Below are 15786 nucleotides of genomic sequence, written 5' to 3' on the forward strand. Positions count from 1 at the left end.
GATCTCCATCTGGAAGACCCCCATTGTGCGCCGCTGTCCGTGAGCCGGATGTTGCCGGCACTGTCGACAGGCCGTGTACTCAGCCGTTGTCCTGCCGCGCCAGCTGCAGGTCGCGCTGGCGCCGCTTCTCGGCGCGGGCGTTGATGTACCAGCCGATCACCGCAGCGATCGACACCGCCGACACCAGCAGCGTGGCCAACGCGTTGATCTTCGGACTGATGCCCATGCGCACCGAAGCGAACACCTTCATCGGCAGCGTGGTCGAGCCCGGCGTGGCCACGAAGCTGGCCACCACCACGTCATCCAGCGACAGGGTGAAGGCCAGCAGCCAACCCGCCACCAGCGCCGGCGCGATGATGGGCAGGGTGATGCGGGTGAACACGGTCAACCGGCTGGCGCCCAGGTCCATCGCCGCTTCTTCCAGCGACAGGTCCATTTCCTGCAGGCGCGAGGACACCACCACGGTGACGAAGCAGAGGGTGAAGGTCACGTGCGCGATCCAGATGGTGGCCAGGCCACGCGCCGGGAAGCCGGGAATCGCGCCCATCGATGCCAGCAGCGCCATCAGCGAGAAGCCCAGGATCACGTCCGGCATCACCAGCGGCGCGGTCACCAGCGCGCCGAACAGTGGCTTGCCACGGAATCGCTTGAAGCGGGTCATCACCATCGCCGCCAGCGTACCCAGCACGGTGGCGGTACAGGCGGTCCAGAACGCCACCACCAGGCTGGTCCACATCGCGTCCATCAGCGCGCGGTCGGCGAACAGGTCGCTGTAGGCGCGGGTGGAGAACCCGGCCCAGACCATCGCCAGCCGCGAGCTGTTGAACGAGTAGAACATCAACAACAGGATCGGCAGGTACAGGAAGGCGAAGCCGAGCAGCAGCACGCCCAGCCCCAGGCCCTTGGCGGTACGCGGGCTCATGCCTGCTTCCCTTCCAGCAGGCGCTGCTGGGAACGGTTGAACAGCAGGATTGGCACCAGCAGCAACAGGATCATCGCCACCGCCATCGCCGAAGCGCCCGGCCAGTTGCGGTTGTTGAAGAACTCGTTCCACAGCTGGCGGCCGACCATCAGCGTCTCCGAACCACCGAGCATTTCCGGGATCACGAACTCACCCACCGCCGGGATCATCACCAGCATGCAGCCGGCGATGATGCCGGCCTTCGACAGCGGCAACGTGATGCGCAGGAACGCCTGCCACGGCTTGGCGCCGAGGTCGTAGGCCGCTTCCAGCAGGCGGTGGTCATGCTTGACCAGGTTGGCGTACAGCGGCAGCACCATGAACGGCAGGTAGCAGTAGACGATGCCGATATAGGCGGCGGTCGGCGTATCGATCAGCTGCAGTTTCGGCAGCCCCATCGACGTCATCAGCGTCTGCAGGCCAGTGAACTGCAGGAACTGGTCAAGCAGGCCATTGCGGTCCAGGATTGCCTTCCACGCATACACGCGGATCAGGAACGAGGTCCACGACGGCAGCACCACCAGCATCATCGCCACATTGCGTGCGGCCGGCGACAGGCGCGCGATGGCATAGGCCATCGGATAGCCGATCAGCAGGGTGAAGAAGGTGGAGATCGCCGCGATCTTGATCGAGCTCAGGAACGCCTGCGCATAGATCGAATCGCGGAACAGCGCCAGGTAGTTCTCCAGGTTCAGCTTCAGCGAGAAGCCGCCGTCGGCGTACTGCAGCAGCCAGGTATACGGCGGCGAGCCGACCCGGCTGAGCGAGAAGCTGATCATCAGCACGATCAGGAACGGCACTGCGAAGAACAGCAGCAGCCACAGGTACGGAATGCCGATCACCGTGGCACGCAGCCCCGGCAGCCAGCGCTTCAGGCCGGCGACGCTCATGAGGTCAGCACCACGCCGTCGTTGTCACGCCAGTGCACCCATACGCTGTCACCCCAGGTCAGGCCGTCGCTGGCCCAGCGCTGCGAGTTGGCGAAGTTGGCCAGCACCTTGGCGCCGCTGGGCAGCCGCACGTGGTAGACCGAATGGCTGCCGAAATAGGCGATGTCCTCGATCACGCCCTGCGCTTTGTTGGTGTGCCCTTCCGGCTCGTCCTTGCCGATCATCACCTTTTCCGGGCGCAGCGCGAATGCGACCGGCTGCCCTTCGTAACAGGTGATGCCATGGGCGATGTAGATCGGTGCCGGGAACAGCGGCGAGCGCACGGTCACGTACTCGGGCAGGTCCTCGTCGATCACCCCGTCAAACAGGTTGACCGAACCGATGAACTCGGCGACGAAGCGGTTGGCCGGCTGCTCGTAGACCTCGTCCGGCTTGCCGACCTGCTGGATCCAGCCGGCATCCATCACCGCGATGCGGGTAGCCATGGTCATCGCTTCTTCCTGGTCGTGGGTGACCATCACGCAGGTCACGCCCGACGACTCGATGATGCTGACCAGTTCCAGCTGCATCTGCGAGCGCAGCTTCTTGTCCAGTGCGCCCATCGGCTCGTCCAGCAGCAGCAGCTTCGGCCCCTTGGCCAGCGACCGCGCCAGCGCCACGCGCTGCTGCTGGCCACCGGACAGCTGGTGCGGCTTGCGCTTGCCCAGGTGGCCCATCTGCACCAGGTCGAGCATCTCGCCGACGCGCTTGCTGATCGCGTCCTTGCCCAGGCCATCCTGCTTCAGGCCGAAGGCAATGTTCTGCTCCACCGTCATGTGCGGGAACAGCGCATAGGACTGGAACATCATGTTGACCGGCCGCTGGTACGGCGGCAGCGCGTCCAGGCGCTGGCCATCGACGGTGATGCTGCCCTTGGTGGGCGTCTCGAAGCCGCCCAGGCAGCGCAGCAGGGTCGATTTGCCGCTGCCGGAGCCTCCGAGCAGGGCAAAGATCTCGCCCTTGCGCACGTCCAGATTGACGTCGTCGACGGCGACGAAACCGTCGAATTCCTTGCGCAGGTCACGAATGGAGAGATAGCCGGGCGCACCGGTCGTGTCGACGACGGCGGCTACCGGCTGGGCTTCAACGGGCATGGGGGCTCCGGGAGCGGGCGGTGGACAGCGGCCGCCATTCTAACGGCCGGGGGCTGCAGGGGATATGACGGCAACGGGTGGCACCACCGGGCCGGGGGGATCTGCAGATCTGGTGGGGGCCGACCGTTGGTCGGCCCTGCCGGAAAAGCATGCCGACCAACGGTCGGCACCCACCTGCCAGCCAGCCCTTAGCGCCCGGTCTTCACCTCGGTCCACAGCCGGGTGTAGAGCTTGTCGGTCTCCGGCGTGTTGATCGAGTAGGTGAACATCTTCTCGGCCACGTCGGCCGGCGGGTAGATGGTCGGGTCGGTACGGATCGCCTCGTCCACCAGCGGGGTCGCGGTCGGCACCGGGTTTGCGTAGTGGATGAAGTTGGTGTTGGCCGCGGCAACCTTCGGCTGCAGCAGGTAGTTGATGAAGGCGTACGCGGCTTCCGGATGCTTGGCGTCCTTCGGGATCGCCAGCATGTCGAACCACTGCGGTGCGCCTTCCTTCGGGATCGAATAGGCCACGTGCACGCCATTGCTGGCTTCCTCGGCGCGGTCGCGGGCCTGGATGATGTCACCCGACCAGCCGACCACCAGGCAGGTACCACCGTTGGCCAGCGAACCCACGTACTGCGAGGAGTGGAAGTTCTGCACGTACGGGCGGATCGACTTCAGCAGGTCGGCGGCCTTCTGCAGCTCGGCCGGGTCGCCGCTGTGCGGGTCCAGGCCCAGGTAATGCAGTGCGATCGGGATCATGTCCGCTGGCGTGTCCAGGATGGTCACGCCGCAGTCCTTCATCTTGCTGATGTTCTCCGGCTTGAACACCAGGTCCCAGCTGTTGGCGATGTCGGCGCTGCCGCCGAAGCGCTGCTTCAGCATGTCCACGTTGTAGCCGATGCCGGTGGTGCCGATCATGTACGGCACGCCGTACTGGTTGCCCGGGTCCTGGGTGGCGATGCGCTTCATCACCGCCGGATCGAGGTTGGCCAGGTTCGGGATCTTGCTCTTGTCCAGCGGCAGGAACACACCGGCCTGGATCTGGCGACCGAAGAAGTTCAGGGTCGGCACCACCACGTCATAGCCGCTGTTGCCGGCCAGCAGTTTGGTCTCGACCATCTCGTCACTGTCGAACACATCGTAGGTCACCTTGATCCCGCTCTCCTTCTCGAAGGTCGGAATGGTGTCCTCGGCGATGTAATCGCTGTAGTTGTAGACGTTCAGGACCTGGCTGTCCTGCGCGCCGCCATTGCCACCGCCACAGGCGGCGAGCATGGCGGAGGCCAGGCCGAGCGTGAGGATACGCAGCTTCATCGGGTGCTCCAGAATGCGGGAAGGGGGGGCCGGCGGGGCCGGCGACGGGTGCCAGCCTACCCCCCGGCGGCGGATTTTTCTATTCCGGATGCTCAGACGTTCAGCAGCAGGAACTCGCGCTCCCACGAGCTGATGACGCGGAAAAAGGTCTCGTATTCCTTGCGCTTGACCGAGATGTAGGCCCGGCAGAAGCGCTCACCCAGCAGGGCCTGCAGCTCGCTGCACCGCTCCAGCCCGTCCAGCGCCTCGCCCAGCGAGCGCGGCAGGTCGTAGCCCAGTTCCTTGGCGCTGCCGGTCACCGGCGCATCCGGTGCCAGCCGCTCGCGGATGCCCAGCAGGCCGCAGGCCAGGGTCGCGGCCATCGCCAGGTAGGGATTGGCATCGGACCCGGCGAAACGGCTCTCCACGCGCATGTTCTCCGGCGTATCCAGCGGCACGCGCAGGCCGCAGGTGCGGTTGTCGAAGCCCCAGTGGACGTTGCTCGGCGAGACTTCGCCGAACACCAGCCGGCGGTAAGAGTTCACGTTCGGCGCGAAGAACGCCATCGCCTGCGGTGCGTACTTCTGCAGGCCGCCCAGGTAGTGGCCGAACACCGGGCTGAACTCGCCCTCGGCATCGGTCTCGCCAGCGAACACGTTGCTGCCATCGCTCACCCGCACCAGGCTCTGGTGGATGTGCATGGCACTGCCCGGCTCGTTTTCCATCGGCTTGGCCAGGAACGTGGCATACACCCCGTGGCGCATCGCCGCTTCGCGCATGGTGCGCTTGAACAGGAACACCTGGTCGGCCAGGTCCATCGCATCGGCATGAGTGAAGTTGACCTCCAGCTGCGCCGCGCCGGACTCGTGGATCAGCGTGTCCACGTCCAGCTTCATCGCATCGGCGTAGTCGTACATCAGGTCGAGGATCGGGTCGAACTCGTTGACCGCATCGATCGAGTACGACTGCCGCGCGGTCTCCGGGCGCCCGGAGCGGCCGGCCGGTGGCAGCAGCGGGAAGTCCGGGTCGGTGTTCTTCTGCACCAGGAAGAACTCCAGTTCCGGCGCCACCACCGGGCGCAGGCCCAGCTCGGCGTAGGCTGCCAGCACGCGGCGCAGCACGTTGCGCGGCGCCAGTTCGTGCGGCTCACCGCTCTTGGTGTAGCAATCGTGGATGACCTGCGCGGTGGCGTCGGCCGCCCACGGCACCATGCGCACCGTGTCCGGATCGGGGCGCAGCATCATGTCCGAGTCCGACGGCGAGGTCAGCTCGTAATAATCGTCAGGGAACTCGCCGGTGACGGTGGTGGCGAAGATGCCCTCAGGCAGGCGCGTGCCGTAGTCGTGCGAGAACTTGTCGGCGGGAATGATCTTGCCGCGCGCGTTTCCGGTGATGTCCGGCACCAGGCATTCCACCTCGGTGATGCGCCGCTCCTTCAGCCAGCGCAGCAGCGTGCTTTCCTGCGGTGCGGGGGGCGTGGCCGTCTTGCGCGGGCGCGTTCGGGAACTCATCGGGAATCCAGTCGGTTCTGTTGGTGCTGCCGGCAAACCTGGCCGAACGCACGGAAAATAGCGTGATAGAACGGCGCCTGCATGACACGCCACTCCGGGTGCCACTGTACGCCGAGCACGAAACGATGGTGCAGGCTGCGTGCCGCTTCGACCAGCCCATCGTCGGCCACGGCCTCGACCTGCAGCCCCTGCGCCAGGCGGGCGACACCCTGCCCGTGTACCGAATTGACCTGCGCGCGGCCACTGCCGTGCCACTGCGCCAGCCAGCCATCGGCGGCCAGCGTGACCGCGTGCGCCGGCCCATACTGCACCTCCACCGGCGCCTGCGGTTCTTCGCGATGGTCGGCCAGGCCAGGCACCGCGTGCACCTGCGGATGCAGGCTGCCGCCCAGCGCGACGTTCAACTCCTGGAAGCCGCGGCAGATCGCCAGCACCGGCAGGTCCAGCGCCAGTGCCTCGTGCAGCAACGCAAAGGCATTGGCATCGCGGGCCGGGTCATGTGGATTGCCTGGCCAGCTGCGGCCACCTTCGTAGTGCTGCGGTTCGATATTGCTGACCGCGCCGGTCAGCAGCAGGCCATCCAGCCCCTGCAGCCAGTCGCCGGCCGGCAGCGGTGGCTGCAGGCTCGGCAACACTACCGGAGTCACCTCGGCCGCCTCGGCCAGCGCGCGCACGTACTTCTCGCCGGCCACCGCGAAACGGTGATGGCCGAGCACGGTGCTGTCGGTGGGCAGGCCCACCCAGGGCAGGCGGCGCATGGGAAAACTCCTTGGCGTGCCGACACGTTACCCGTCGCCCGGCGAAGCCGGCAAGTCGGTGCCGTCACACCACAGCCGTCACGCATCGGCGAAACTACCGGGGTGAACGCCGATCGACCTGCCCCGCTCCGCCCTCCCGCCCTGCACCCGCGAGGCCTGCAGTGAGCGCCGCGTTCCCGCCCAGCTGGTACGCCGCCAGCCTGCCCGAACCGCCCGCACTGCCCCCGCTGCAGGGTAATGTGCAGGCCGACGTTGCGGTGCTGGGCGCCGGCTATACCGGCCTGACCGCAGCCCTGGAACTGGCCGCGCGTGGCCGGCGCGTGGTAGTGCTGGAAGCGCAGCGGATCGGCTGGGGCGCGTCCGGCCGCAATGGTGGCCAGGCGCTGGTCGGCTACGGCTGCGAGGTGGATGAGCTGGAGCGTCAGCTCGGTCGTGATGATGCGCGCCACCTGTTCGACTGGTCGCGCGACGCGGTGCAGGCGATGCGCGCCCGCATCAATCGCCACGGCATTGACTGCCATTGGGTGGAAGGCCACGCCAGCGTCGCCATCCGCGAACGCCATGAGCGCGAGCTGCGGGCCAACTGCGAGCACCTGCAACGCCATTACGACTACCCCATGCAGTGGTGGGACCGTGACGCCCTGCGCGCGCAGCTGGACAGCCCGCGCTATCGTGCCGCGATGTTCGATCCGCTCAGCGCGCACCTGCACCCGCTGGCCTATGCGCGCGGTCTGGCCGATGCGGCGCGCGCGGCCGGCGTGGTGATCCACGAGGATTCGGCGGTAACCCGCGTGCAGCGCGGACCGCAGCCCACCCTGCACACCGCGCAGGGCAGCGTACGCGCCGCGCATCTGGTGGTGGCCGGAAATGCCTGGCTGCAGGGCCTGTTGCCCGAGCTGGAACGGCGGATCATGCCGGTCGGCACCTATATCGGCGCCAGCGCGCCGCTGGGGGCCGAGCGCGCCCGCGCCCTGATCGGCAACGACATGGCCGTGGCCGACACCGCCTGGGCATTGGACTATTTCCGCCTCAGCCATGACCATCGGCTGCTGTTCGGGGGGCGCGCCAGCTACTCGGCGCTGCCCCCACCCGGCCTGCGCGGGGTGATGCAGCGGCGCATGCACCAGGTGTTCCCACAGCTGGCCGACGTGGCCCTGGACCAGGTCTGGGGCGGCTATGTGGACATCACCCGCAACCGCGCCCCGCATTGGGGCCGGCTTGACGGCAACCTGTACTTCGCGCAGGGCTTCTCCGGCCATGGGGTGGCCGCCGCCGGGCTGGCCGGCGAGGTCATCGCGGCCGCCATCGAGGGCCAGAGCGAGCGCCTGGACGTATTCCAGCGCCTGCGGCATGCGCCCTTCCCCGGCGGCCGGCTGCTGCGCACGCCGCTGCTGGTGGCGGCGATGTCCTGGTACAAGCTGCGGGATGCGTTGTGGTGAAGATTCTGCATCTCCACCTGTATTGAACGTTCTGACAAACGTACCGCAGCGCTGATCGTGCTGCACACGTCACAGATTTTCACGCGACATCTGTGATGGATGGCTGGACAATTTCCTAAATGCGCAGCTATGCAATTGCATAATCGTTCGCAGACCGATACCGTCCTGAGAAACCGGGCCCCGCGGCGAATGGATGCTGACAGGGGACACGTAGGAGAGGGGGACGTGCGATTGGACTGGTGGAAAGAAGGATTGTTGCTGAAGGTGCGCATTCGTCCGGCTGGCCTGATGATTGCCTTGCTTTATGCAGTGGCCTATTGGGCAACCCGACAGCTGTCGCTGGATCAGTTCTATTTGCCAGCCGGCATCCGGGTGGCAGCCGTGCTGTTGTGCCCGCCGCGCCTGTGGCCCTACCTGCTGCTGGGCGAATATGCGTACTTTGCACAGTCCCGCGTGCCGATGATCGAGAAGTACGGCCTGACATGGGTCATTGTTGCCTCCGCATTCCTCATGCCAGCGGTGATGCTGATTGTGAAGCTGCAACGGCGACTGATGGCGGAGTCGCAGACGATCGGCCTCTTGTTGATTGCCGCCGCTTCCAGCGTCGTTATTACTCTGCTCAACCTCAGCTTTTCCCATCTGCTCTGGCCAACACCTCCTTCCACACCCTTCCTGACCAATGCCGCGCGCTTCAGCGTGGGTGATTTCATCGGCATTCTGACGGTGGCCCCCATCGCCATGCTGTGGGCGCGGCAGGACGTGGGGCAGGAGTGGAACGCTCGACGAAAGACCCCGATGCTGGCAGCACTTTCATCGATGCTGCTGATCGGGATAGCAGCGACTCAACTGCCCGCAGACTGGATTGCATTGAAGGCAACGTTCCTGCTGCTGTTGGCACTCCCCGCGGCCGCGCTTACCTGCCTGTATGGCTGGAAGGGGGCTGCCCTTGCAGTGCCGGTGCTCAACATGGTCATCGGCCTGACCACGCCCAACACCCATCCCACCGCATTCGATCCAGCGGCCTTCATCACCCAGCAGATCATGGCGATCAGCGGCATCGTATTGCTGCTGCTCGGATCACGCATCACCCACTTCTACCACCGTTACAGGCTGCGCGAGATGGGGGAAAGGGACGCCATCCATCTGGCGAGGAGCTCGCAATTGGCCAGCGAGATGGAGCTGCGTGAACGTGCCCTGCACCTTCGCAAGCTCGGCGACGGCATTGATACGTCGCTGGTTGAGCTGGCCGAATGGCTCAAGGCCCAGGGACATCACGCAGTGGCCAACAGCCTTCTGCATACCTCGAATGTACATTCGCGGCTCTTTCGCGAACAGACAAGCATGGTCTATCCCTCGGGCCTGGAGCATCTTGGGCTTTACGTGGCCCTGCAGGCGGGTGGCATCCGTGAGTCGTGGAAGCTGACGGAGCGCGTTCTCCGCCCGGATCTGAAAGGCGACCCCTGCAACCTGAGCGTGGAACTGCAATTGGCCGCTTACCGGACACTGATTGATGCGGTCTCCATTCTTCTCAAGCATGAAGGTGGTCAGATTCGCATTCGTGCAAGGTGCGGCGGAATGGGCTCCAGGCGCGGAATCCTCATGGTCGTGTCACTGCTGGAACAGCGCAGACGCCTTTCCAAGCAGACAACGATGGCAGCGTTCGAGCGACTGACCGGGCGAACCCTCCCCTATGACGGGACCGTTGACTGCTATCGCAACCGGGTCAGGATTCTGTTCCTCGACCGCGAAACCAGACTGGAGGCAGTAGCCAGTACTCCATCGCGGTACGGCTGCCCCGCACCCTCTGCGCTGCAGTAGTGCATTTCACAGTCAAGCGACCGGATCGAACCAACACAGCAGAATCGCATAACGTCCCGCTCGTCCCCCTGGCCCAGGGCGTCATGGGCACCCGGCGAACACCGGGTGCCCATGCAGTCTGATACTGAAGCTGGCCGATATCCCGGCAACTGTCAGTATCAGGGTGCCTCTACTGCCCACAACACATCAGCTCCGCTTGCATATCTGACCAGCGTGAATGCGGGGGCCCGATAGACAACCGTTCTGGTGGCCTTGGCGGGAACAGGCAGGCGCTGCTCCGGCAACGACACCTTCGCAGACGGGTCACCTGCCGGCAGCACCCAGAACGTGCCGGCAGCATTGCCGATCACGATGTGCACGTGCCCTGCGAGATCGTTTACCTGGAAATAATCCATGCCATCGCGCTCGAACCCATAGACCAACCAGCCGGGATCCACGCTGAGGTCTTGTGCCTGCGGAATCGACTGGCCGAGTCCTTGGCCGGCCAACTTGATTCCATGGTCGTCACTCGGGGCAAAAGCAAAAACGGATACCGGCACCAACATCAATGCACCAGCAAATGCATGAATTCGGAAACTTCTCACACTGACCTCCAGGTTGGATGCAATACGGATCAAGAAGGATGCTACCGCCAATCGCATCAGCATATACCGGGCGGACTCCGCAGTGCCTGTCGGAGATAATCCACTGGATCGATGCAAACCCATGCCACGCCGAATCTGCCTCCGAAATCGCCAATACCCGCGGCGAAACCCGCGCACGGTGCGGGTCAGCGGCATCTGCGACAAGGACCTGGACAGGCGCGTGCAACAGCAGGATGTCGTCGATTGTGTGACGGCGAACACAGCGGACAGCATCAACCGCCGAATGTGGCGGGTGCAACGGCTGAAACGCGATCGACACATGGGCGCACTGATTGTGGATGATTCACCGTCCTCTGGTGGCTATGCCGCCGCACTGCCGGGCATGTAGGGCCTCGAAGCATGGGAAGCCGCCGATTGCAGCGCAAAGGGAGGCCAGACACCTCGATTGCACCCATCTCCAACTGTCGATAGTGTCTGCGGAAGTGGTCAGTCATCATTGGCCGGGAGACGAGAGGCGCGGGCTTGGACCGATTCAAAGAAGCAATTGAACTGAGCTTCCGGATCCGACCCGTCGGAATCGCACTCGCGGCCGTCTACGCCTTGGGCTGCCTTGCCTCGCGTCAGTTCTCGCTGGATCAGTTCTTCCTGCCCGCGGGCATCCGGGCAGCGGCACTACTGATCGTCCCGACCCGCCTGTGGCCCTACCTGCTGCTTGGCGAGTACGCGTACTTCGCAACCTTGCGCATTCCCATGATCGACAGCTACGGCCTGGCCTGGGTCATCCTGGCCTCGACGCTGCTGATGCCGGTGGCGATGCTGGTGGTCTACCTGCATCGCATTAGAATGCCATCGGAGTCCGCCACCGGCCTCTGGTTGCTGTCGTTGACCTTCTGCACGGCGTTGTTCGTCCCGGCTCTCAATATGGGCATTTCATTTGCTCTGTGGTCGAACCCACCGCCGAGCAACCTGCTTAGCGCAGTTGATCGCACGATCTTTGGCCACTTCGCCGCCATCATCACCCTCGTGCCGTTGGCATTCCTCTGGTCGCGACGACACGCGGCCCCCAATTGGACGCGCCGCTTTGCTGCGCCTACGGTCACGGCCATCCTGGTGATGCTGGTCCTGGGCCTGTGCATGCAGCTTACGGCCATCAGCGCCCACACCACACGCACCCACCTGGTACTGCTGTCCTCCCTCCCAGCGATCGCCCTGACCTTCATGCATGGGTGGCGTGGCGCTGCCATCGCGATTCCGCTGTTGAACCTTCCACTCCATTTCGCCACACCCAGCACCGGCCTACCGTCCTCGTTCGACCTGGGCACCTTCGCCACCCAGCAGAACATGGCCGTGATGAGTGTCGCACTGCTCGCCCTGGGGTCCAGCATCAGCTATCACCATGAGCGTGCACGGTGCCGTGGACTGGCAGAGGAAACCACGTTGCGCCTGGCACGTAGTTCGCACCAGACCCGTGAGCGTGAGCTTCGCGAGCGCGCCTCCCATCTCAAGCAACTCGGCGAAGGCATGGACAGCTCGCTCGGCGAGATGGTCAGCTGGCTGAAGGCGCAGGGGCATCATGCGGTGGCCAACAGCCTGCAGCACGCCTCATCCGTGCACTCGCGGCTGTTCCGTGAACAGGCCAGTCTGGTCTACCCCACGGGGCTGGAGCAGGTTGGGCTGTATATCGCGCTGCGGGTTAGCGGCGCATGCGAAAGCTGGGACAACTCCCATCGCGTGATTCCGCCCCGGCTGGAGGGCAACCCCTGCCTGCTGACTGTCGACCTGCAGCTCGCCATCTATCGCTCGCTGATCGAGGCGGTGTCGCTGCTGCTGGAACTGGAGTCGGGACAGGTCAGCGTGCGCGCCCGGAGCGGCCAGGCGGGCGACCGGCGCGGCATCGTGGTGGTCGTTGGCCTGCTTGACCGCGGTCGCACGCTGTCGAACCGGACCGTTCAGCAGGCCATCGAGCGTCTGGCCGGCCGGATAATGGCCTACGGCGGCACGGTGCATTGCCGTGGCAACCGGCTCCGGCTCGTCCTGCACGAATCGCTTGCGGGTACAGCGGCGGCATTCGCATCGCCTGCCTGATCGGTGAACGACGCGCAGGGCACGCTGCTCCGGCTAAAGTTGCACCCGAAACCGCCGCTATCCGTGCCGAGTCCCTCCCTCGTGAGCCACCGCATCATGCCCGTCCTGCCGCAGGCCGCCGTCGATGGCGACCTGGCCGATCCGCTGCCGCAGCGGATCCTGCTGGTCGAAAACTCCCGTGCGTTCACCGGCATGCTGCGCGAGGCCATCGAGCAGCGCCTGGAACTGCCGGTGGTGATCGCTTCCACCCTGGCCGAGGCCGATCGCCTGCTGAGCGAGGATGGGGGCTGGTTCCTGGTACTGACCGGGCTGGTGCTGGCCGACGGCGACCGCGACGCGGTGGTCGAGTTCTTCCTCAGGCGCGGCCTGCCCACCGTGGTGGTCAGCAGCGTCTACGACGAGGATCTGCGCAAGCGCGTACTGCAGCAGCAGATCATCGACTACGTGCTGAAGAACACGCCGGGCAGCATCGACTACCTGGTGTGGCTGGTGCAGCGCCTGGAGCGCAACCGGCGCATTGCGGCACTGGTGGTGGACGACTCGCCGTCCGCGCGCGGCTATGCCGCCGCCCTGCTGCGCATGTACGGCCACGAGGTGCACGAGGCCGCTGACGGCAACGAGGGCCTGGCCGCGATCGACGCGCATCCTGCGATCCGCCTGGCCGTGGTCGACCAGGAAATGCCCGGCATGCAGGGCGTGGAGTTCACCCGCCGCCTGCGCACCCTGCGCTCGCGCGACAAGGTGGCGGTGATCGGCATTTCCGGTAACACCGACGCTTCGCTGATCCCGCGCTTCCTGAAGAACGGCGCCAACGACTTCCTGCGCAAGCCGTTCTCGCGCGAGGAGTTCTTCTGCCGGGTCTCGCAGAACGTGGATCAGCTGGAGCTGATCGGCACGCTGCAGGACCTGGCCACCCGCGACTTCCTCACCGGCCTGCCCAACCGTCGCTGCTTCCTGGAACAGAGCCAGCGCCAGCTGCCGCAACTGCAGCTGCATGGCCAGTGCGTGGCGGTGGCAATGATCGACATCGACCACTTCAAGCACATCAACGACACCTACGGTCACGAAGCCGGCGATGACGCGCTGCGCGCGGTGGCCGGTGCGGTGGCCGCGCATGCCCGCAGCCACGACCTGACCGCCCGCTTCGGCGGCGAGGAGTTCTGCCTGCTGGTGCCGGACATGGAGCAGGACGAGGCCCTGCTGTACTTCGAGGAACTGCGCCAGCGCATCGCCGCGCTGGAAGTGGACATCGGCACCGCCAGCCTGCGCATGACGGTGAGCATCGGCCTGTGCTGCCTGCGCCCGCAGCGCGATGCACTGCACCGGCTGATCTCTGAAGCCGACCGCCAGCTGTACCTGGCCAAGGCCGGCGGCCGCAACCGGGTCAGCTGCACCACGGTGGCCAGCCCGCTGCGCCCGCGCGAGCCCGCGCTGACCTGACCGGGCAGCCTTGATCCAGATCAACGCCGCGCCAGCGCGGCAGCTCTACAGTCAGCCCCGACATACGCATGAAGGGGAGCCGGGGATGGCACTACTGGTCTGGCAGGACGATCTGAACATCGGCATCGATGTGATCGACCAACAACACCGCCGCATCATCGAGATGCTCAACCATTTGCACGTGGCCCAGGCCAGCATGCAGCGTGCGGCAGTGGGCGAGGTGATCGACGAAGTGGTGGACTACACCATGTCGCACTTCGCGTTCGAGGAAGAACTGATGGAGGAAGCGGGCTATCCGTTCTGTGCCGCGCACAAGCGCGTGCATGAAGTCTTCATCAAGCGGGTATCGGAGTACCGCATGCGCTTCCAGGCCGGCGAGGACATCAGCGATGAACTGCGCACCATGCTCTCGCGCTGGTTGTTCAACCACATCCGCGGCGATGACCAGGCCTACGCCGAACAGGTCAAGGCGCACTTGAACCAGTTCGCCCGCGAACACCAGGGCGGCGGTTGGCTGGGGCGCACGCTCAAGCGCTTCTTTGGCTGAGCCGCAGCGCGCGCCGGTGCAGGGCCACCAGCGCGCACAGGGTCGCTGCCGCAGTCAGGCACAGGTAGTAGCCGACCGCGACCAGGCCGAAGCGTTCCGCCAGCCAGGTGGCCAGGTACGGCGCCGGCGCCGCACCCAGAATGCCGGCCAGGTTGAATGACAGCGAGGCGCCGGTGTAGCGCACTTCCACCGGGTAGATCTCGGCCAGGAAGGTGCCGCAGGGGCCGTAGGTCAGCCCCATCAGGAACAGGCCCAGGCACAGGAACGCCGTGACCAGCCAGGGACTGTGCGGCTGGAACAGCGGAGCGAACAGCACGCCGAAGCCGATGATCAGCACGCTGGCCACGATCATCGTGCGACGCGTGCCCCAGCGGTCGCCATAGCGCGCCGACAACGGGATGCCCAGCGCGAAGAACAGCATGCCGGCCATCTGCATCAGCAGGAACTGCTCGCGGCTGTAGCCCAGCACGGCGGTGCCATGGCCGAGGCTGAACACGGTCATCAGGTAGAACAGCACGAAGGTGGCGAACGCCCCCAGCGTGCCCAGCAGCATCGCCACCGGATGGTCACGCAGCACCGTCCACATCGGCAGCCGCACCGGCGCCTTGCGCTCCAGTGCCTGCTTGAAGTCGGGCGTCTCATGGATGTTCAGGCGCACCCACAGGCCCAGGCCGACCAGCAGCGCGCTGGCCACGAACGGAATACGCCAGCCCCACTGCAGGAAGTCGTCCTGGCTCAGGCAGCGGCCGAGCGCCAGGAAAATGCCCGCCGACAACAGGAAACCGATCGGCGCGCCCAGCTGCGGGAACATGCCGTACCAGGCGCGCTTGCCCGGCGGCGCGTTCTCGGTGGCCAGCAGCACCGCCCCACCCCACTCGCCGCCCAGCCCCAGGCCCTGGCCGAAGCGGCACAGCGCCAGCAGCGCGGGCGCCCACAGGCCAATCTGCGCGTGGGTCGGCAGCAGACCGATCAGCACCGTGGACAGGCCCATGGTCAGCAACGCGGCGACCAGGGTGGCCTTGCGGCCGATGCGGTCGCCGAAATGGCCGAACACCGCCGAGCCGACCGGCCGTGCGATGAACGCCACCGCGAAGGTCGCCAGTGACTGCAACAGCGCCGCCTGTTCGCTGCTGTCCGGGAAGAACAGGTGCGGGAACACCAGCACTGCGGCCGTGGCGTAGATGTAGAAATCGAAGAATTCGATGGTGGTGCCGATCAGGCTGGCCAACAGGACGCGGCGGGGAGAGTTCACGGGCGGTGCGGCAGCGGTGATCGTCGACATCGGCAACACGGGTAACGGCGGATCGCCCGATTCTGCCACGGGCCGGTGGCCGCACGGGACG

Annotated in this window: 14 protein-coding genes; 6 read left to right on the plus strand and 8 right to left on the minus strand. The window is 65.7% G+C overall.

The genetic code is table 11. The annotated features are described in order from the left end of the window. Positions 1-79 precede the first annotated feature (79 nt). The 6 genes from E5790_RS02325 to E5790_RS02350 all read right to left on the minus strand — a co-directional run bounded on the left by E5790_RS02325 (position 80) and on the right by E5790_RS02350 (position 6530). Positions 80-922, minus strand: a complete 843-nt coding sequence (locus E5790_RS02325) for an ABC transporter permease subunit (RefSeq protein WP_005415928.1) — start codon at positions 920-922, stop codon at positions 80-82. Further along, positions 919-1851 (minus strand): ABC transporter permease subunit, encoded by a 933-nt coding sequence (locus E5790_RS02330; protein WP_014646567.1) that lies wholly within the window; start codon positions 1849-1851, stop codon positions 919-921. Before E5790_RS02330 ends, E5790_RS02325 begins: the two co-directional genes overlap by 4 nt. Next, complete coding sequence (gene potA / locus E5790_RS02335; protein ID WP_014646566.1) at positions 1848-2984, minus strand: polyamine ABC transporter ATP-binding protein; 1137 nt, start codon at positions 2982-2984, stop codon at positions 1848-1850. Before potA ends, E5790_RS02330 begins: the two co-directional genes overlap by 4 nt. Positions 2985-3172: 188 nt before the next feature. Next, positions 3173-4282, minus strand: a complete 1110-nt coding sequence (locus E5790_RS02340; RefSeq protein ID WP_014646565.1) for a polyamine ABC transporter substrate-binding protein — start codon at positions 4280-4282, stop codon at positions 3173-3175. A gap of 92 nt (positions 4283-4374) precedes the next feature. Beyond that, positions 4375-5772: a glutamine synthetase family protein gene (locus E5790_RS02345; protein ID WP_046429791.1), complete on the minus strand. Its 1398-nt coding sequence runs from the start codon at positions 5770-5772 to the stop codon at positions 4375-4377. Further along, complete coding sequence (locus E5790_RS02350) at positions 5769-6530, minus strand: gamma-glutamyl-gamma-aminobutyrate hydrolase family protein (RefSeq protein ID WP_136191674.1); 762 nt, start codon at positions 6528-6530, stop codon at positions 5769-5771. The genes E5790_RS02345 and E5790_RS02350 overlap by 4 nt, the downstream gene beginning before the upstream one ends. Before the next feature lie 161 nt (positions 6531-6691). Here E5790_RS02350 and E5790_RS02355 point away from each other — a divergent pair, with 161 nt between their 5' ends. Then, a complete protein-coding gene (locus E5790_RS02355) occupies positions 6692-7969 on the plus strand; it encodes an FAD-binding oxidoreductase (RefSeq protein WP_111205941.1) in 1278 nt (425 codons plus the stop codon). A gap of 225 nt (positions 7970-8194) precedes the next feature. Continuing rightward, positions 8195-9787 carry an MASE1 domain-containing protein gene (locus E5790_RS02360; protein ID WP_046429789.1) on the plus strand — a complete coding sequence of 531 codons (1593 nt, stop codon included), beginning with the start codon at positions 8195-8197 and terminating at the stop codon, positions 9785-9787. Between the two features lie 158 nt (positions 9788-9945). Here E5790_RS02360 and E5790_RS02365 read toward each other — a convergent pair whose 3' ends face one another. Continuing rightward, positions 9946-10404, minus strand: coding sequence for a hypothetical protein (locus tag E5790_RS02365; protein WP_229767378.1), 459 nt, complete (start codon positions 10402-10404; stop codon positions 9946-9948). Positions 10405-10492: 88 nt separating this feature from the next. Between E5790_RS02365 and E5790_RS02370 the strand changes: the two genes are divergently transcribed. The 4 genes from E5790_RS02370 to E5790_RS02385 all read left to right on the plus strand — a co-directional run bounded on the left by E5790_RS02370 (position 10493) and on the right by E5790_RS02385 (position 14443). Beyond that, positions 10493-10759, plus strand: a complete 267-nt coding sequence (locus E5790_RS02370; protein WP_136191675.1) for a hypothetical protein — start codon at positions 10493-10495, stop codon at positions 10757-10759. Between the two features lie 134 nt (positions 10760-10893). Further along, entirely contained in the window at positions 10894-12456 is a 1563-nt protein-coding gene (locus tag E5790_RS02375; RefSeq protein WP_049442224.1) for an MASE1 domain-containing protein, read from the plus strand. Positions 12457-12552: 96 nt separating this feature from the next. Continuing rightward, entirely contained in the window at positions 12553-13896 is a 1344-nt protein-coding gene (locus E5790_RS02380; protein WP_041863220.1) for a diguanylate cyclase, read from the plus strand. A gap of 85 nt (positions 13897-13981) precedes the next feature. Next, positions 13982-14443 (plus strand): bacteriohemerythrin, encoded by a 462-nt coding sequence (locus E5790_RS02385; protein WP_004151683.1) that lies wholly within the window; start codon positions 13982-13984, stop codon positions 14441-14443. On the opposite strand, the gene E5790_RS02390 is transcribed toward E5790_RS02385, so the two are convergent. Next, on the minus strand, positions 14424-15725 hold the full coding sequence (locus E5790_RS02390; protein ID WP_032961593.1) for an MFS transporter: 1302 nt from the start codon (positions 15723-15725) through the stop codon (positions 14424-14426). The two genes, E5790_RS02385 and E5790_RS02390, sit on opposite strands and share 20 nt — an antisense overlap. Positions 15726-15786: the final 61 nt, after the last annotated feature.

The sequence above is a fragment of the Stenotrophomonas sp. PAMC25021 genome (assembly GCF_004795795.1).
GTDB lineage: Bacteria > Pseudomonadota > Gammaproteobacteria > Xanthomonadales > Xanthomonadaceae > Stenotrophomonas > Stenotrophomonas muris.

Excerpts from the sequence above, each read along its gene's own strand:
- E5790_RS02325 (WP_005415928.1), bottom strand. The coding sequence starts at position 922 with ATGAGCCCGCGTACCGCCAAGGGCCTGGGGCTGGGCGTGCTGCTGCTC.
- E5790_RS02345 (WP_046429791.1), bottom strand. The coding sequence starts at position 5,772 with ATGAGTTCCCGAACGCGCCCGCGCAAGACGGCCACGCCCCCCGCACCG.
- E5790_RS02380 (WP_041863220.1), top strand. The coding sequence starts at position 12,553 with ATGCCCGTCCTGCCGCAGGCCGCCGTCGATGGCGACCTGGCCGATCCG.
- E5790_RS02330 (WP_014646567.1), bottom strand. The coding sequence starts at position 1,851 with ATGAGCGTCGCCGGCCTGAAGCGCTGGCTGCCGGGGCTGCGTGCCACG.
- E5790_RS02340 (WP_014646565.1), bottom strand. The coding sequence starts at position 4,282 with ATGAAGCTGCGTATCCTCACGCTCGGCCTGGCCTCCGCCATGCTCGCC.
- E5790_RS02350 (WP_136191674.1), bottom strand. The coding sequence starts at position 6,530 with ATGCGCCGCCTGCCCTGGGTGGGCCTGCCCACCGACAGCACCGTGCTC.
- E5790_RS02390 (WP_032961593.1), bottom strand. The coding sequence starts at position 15,725 with ATGTCGACGATCACCGCTGCCGCACCGCCCGTGAACTCTCCCCGCCGC.
- E5790_RS02370 (WP_136191675.1), top strand. The coding sequence starts at position 10,493 with ATGCCACGCCGAATCTGCCTCCGAAATCGCCAATACCCGCGGCGAAAC.
- E5790_RS02385 (WP_004151683.1), top strand. The coding sequence starts at position 13,982 with ATGGCACTACTGGTCTGGCAGGACGATCTGAACATCGGCATCGATGTG.
- potA (WP_014646566.1), bottom strand. The coding sequence starts at position 2,984 with ATGCCCGTTGAAGCCCAGCCGGTAGCCGCCGTCGTCGACACGACCGGT.